Genomic DNA, 2,529 nt, shown 5'->3' on the forward strand with positions numbered 1-2,529 from the left:
TGATACGGAGCTGCGTATCATGAGTGAATGATATTAGGAAAACTTCATAAAATAAATCTTTTATACATTTCCACTTCTAGATGGTCATTCATGTTAGAAGAATCAAACTATTTTTTTACTGTCGTAATAATATTAAAACACTAGAACAAATCAATTAAATTCCATAAAATATAAATAATAGACCTAGCATCATCTGGTATAAAATGGATGCTAGGTCCGTTATATTTACTCAAAATTGATTCTACGAATAGATCTTCTTATCATTTCTATTTTAGTAGTCATGCGTTGTTGTTCTTCTAAAGGTGGTAATGGTATAAGTAGTTTAGATAAATTTGTACCATTTACATTTGGTTGCCCAGTTCCGTAAGAAATTTTTTCTAATAACTTCCAATATAATGGCGAGTCTAAGAAGCAGTCTACGTATTCTGATAATAATTTCTCAACTAACCTAATTCGAATCAAGTAAGAAGCAAAAACAGATTCCTCACTTATTTCCTTAACCAAGAAACTTTTTCCCATAGTTCCTCCTGTCCTTGCTATCAAAATGTCATTTTCTTCCAATCTTAAATCAACTAGTTTAGAATTACTAATATCACAGTAAGGCACACTGGACCAATTTACACGTCCCTCTTGTATATCTGTGATTCTCAAAAACTTAACATTGCCTTGTTTTTTCGCCGAATCTGTATAGCCATATTGAATCTTAGTAGAAATACTTCCTAAATAAACCCATAGTCGAACATCGCTAGATGATTTTTCTTGTCGTTCTTTATGAACAACAGTGATCATCTTGAGTTGTCCGACTATTTTTTAGTTGCAGCAATCTTTTTGGGACGCTTATTTGCATGAAGCAACGTTGCTAAGTCTAGTAATAAAACATTGGCTAACACAGGATTGGCTTTCTCGCGATACGCTGCGGCGCCACTTTCAAACAATACTGCTAGACGATCTTCTACAACAACGATTTGTTCCAAATACGGTGGAAATTTGATTCGTTTTAGGATCCGGCTAGGAGAGTCCCGCTCGGACACTAAGAGTTCCGAGGTATAAGGACCATAAGAACGACTGGCTAAGAGATAATGGCCATAAAAAGCCACACCTTGAATCTTATCAGATGTTTTTCTGCTCATTGTCACGGTTGGTTGGATTTTGTCTTTGCGGCGAATTGCTGTTTGCATTTCAGCTATCGTCGGCAATAGATAGAAAGTCAACTGTCCTTCACCTTTTAGTGTGAAGTTGCCAGATACCAGTTGATCATTGTTTTGAGTCAAATACGATGCTTGTGGAATCTCTGAGAGATCAGTTGTCAGCCAATAAGCGATTGGCTGTCCCGTCTCTTCAGATGTATCTGCTAAGATATCGATCAAACGTAAAGCGGCTACTCGTCCAGTAGCAGATCCTGTGATTGTCAACCATAAAAGTTCCCGTTTTGTATCATATACTAAGCCCCCTACATGTGGCCGTTTAGGTAAAATCAGCAGTTTGATCGGCTGTCCTGTTTCTCTATCCAGTACATGAATAATAGAATGATGCTGATGGTCATAGCAGTAGGCAGAAATAAACACAAAATCTTGAGAAAAAGCCAACCCTTGCGGCGTCATCCATTGACAAACCTCATTTTCGCCGGTTTCCGGCACCACCATTCTTGTTTCTGTTAATCCAGGAATGTTATATTGTTTTGCTTCAGCCTTTTCCCAAGCTGCTTGAACAATAGGATACCGTTTTAACTTTTTTTCAATATCCTGATGTATCCGTTGCTGCTTCCAATGCTTAAACTTTAGGACATAGTAAACAAGGAGGCCAATGACCAGCAACACTAAAATCATTATTGCTACCCGCTGTGTCATTTTTTTGCCTCCTTGTTCTATTCGATCAATCGTACATATACCGCTATTAATTACCGTAACTACATGTTTCTTTTACTAGCGTTTCTTTATAGGATCTTTCATAATCTCATTTATAGTAACATTAAGAATCCCTTATTCTACTATAGTCACTTCCACATCAATATTGCCTCTTGTTGCTTTAGAGTATGGGCAAAATGCGTGGGCTTCTTCTGCGATTTTCTCTGCTTGGTCCTTCTCAAGTCCTGGCAAAGAAACTTCTAAAACAACCCCGATTTGGTAGCCCCCATCTTCTAATTGAAATAAAGATACCCGTGCTTTGACTTCAGAATCAGACTCAAGATTATTTTCTTCCAGCATGTGTTGAACCGCGCCGTTGAAGCAAGATGCGTATCCAGCCGCAAAAAGTTGTTCCGGATTTGTCCCTTCACTATGGATTCCTGGGCGGTCGATCTTCATGTGCATACTTCCGTTTGGTGCCTCAACCTCGCCATCACGGCCTCCACGATTGATCATTGCTGTTTCGTACATTTTTTTCATTGAGATCATCCTTTCTTTCGTCGTTCTATATTAAGTGTAACGAGTATTTTTTAATCTGACAAAGGTAATGCTTGCATTCGGCGACATCAGTTAGACAACATCGATGATCAGTGATAGAAGCAGTTTATCTATACAAAAAAAGAAG

3 protein-coding genes are annotated in these 2,529 nt (G+C 38.1%); all 3 read right to left on the reverse strand.

The genetic code is table 11. From position 1 onward, the window contains the following. Positions 1-225: 225 nt before the first annotated feature. Complete coding sequence (locus KFO35_RS13925) at positions 226-789, reverse strand: restriction endonuclease subunit S (RefSeq protein WP_002294754.1); 564 nt, start codon at positions 787-789, stop codon at positions 226-228. A 14-nt stretch (positions 790-803) separates the two neighbouring features. Beyond that, positions 804-1,847: a YncE family protein gene (locus KFO35_RS13930; protein ID WP_070704876.1), complete on the reverse strand. Its 1,044-nt coding sequence runs from the start codon at positions 1,845-1,847 to the stop codon at positions 804-806. Between the two features lie 132 nt (positions 1,848-1,979). Continuing rightward, complete coding sequence (locus KFO35_RS13935; RefSeq protein WP_002292291.1) at positions 1,980-2,384, reverse strand: organic hydroperoxide resistance protein; 405 nt, start codon at positions 2,382-2,384, stop codon at positions 1,980-1,982. Positions 2,385-2,529 lie beyond the last annotated feature (145 nt).

The organism is Enterococcus lactis, assembly GCF_015751045.1.
Classification (GTDB): Bacteria; Bacillota; Bacilli; order Lactobacillales; family Enterococcaceae; genus Enterococcus_B; species Enterococcus_B lactis.